The 523-nt window shown below is 64.1% G+C and carries 1 protein-coding gene; it reads left to right on the plus strand.

What is annotated here, in order from left to right; genetic code table 11:
* Positions 1–523: condensation domain-containing protein (locus AC09SL_RS29515; protein ID WP_479572013.1), on the plus strand; the 523-nt coding region annotated here is incomplete at both ends.

Here is a 523-nt window from a genome sequence, read left to right on the forward strand (position 1 = left end):
CATTCGCTGCTGGCGGTGACGCTGATCGAACGCATGCGCCAGGCTGGCTTGAGCGCCGACGTGCGCGTGCTGTTCAGCCAACCGACCCTGGTCGCACTGGCCGCAGCGATTGGCAGCGGCAGGGAAGTCAGCGTGCCGGCGAACCTGATTCCCTTGGATTGCGACCGCATCACCCCCGAACTGTTGCCGCTGGTCAACCTGTCCCAGGACACCCTCGACCAGATCGTCGCCACGGTGCTTGGCGGCGCGCGCAACGTGCAGGATATCTACCCCCTGGCACCGTTGCAGGAAGGGATTCTGTATCACCACTTGGCCGCCGAACAGGGCGACCCCTACGTGCTGCAAACCCAGTTCGCCTTCGACAACCGGGAACGCCTCGACGCGTTCATCGGCGCGCTGCAAGTGGTGATCGATCGCCACGACATCTTGCGCACCAGTGTGGTCTGGGAAGGGTTGGATGAGCCGGTGCAGGTGGTCTGGCGCCAAGTGGTGCTGGAGCCGCAGTGCATTGTTGCCGATACCA

It is taken from the genome of Pseudomonas sp. PF05 (assembly GCF_056521845.1).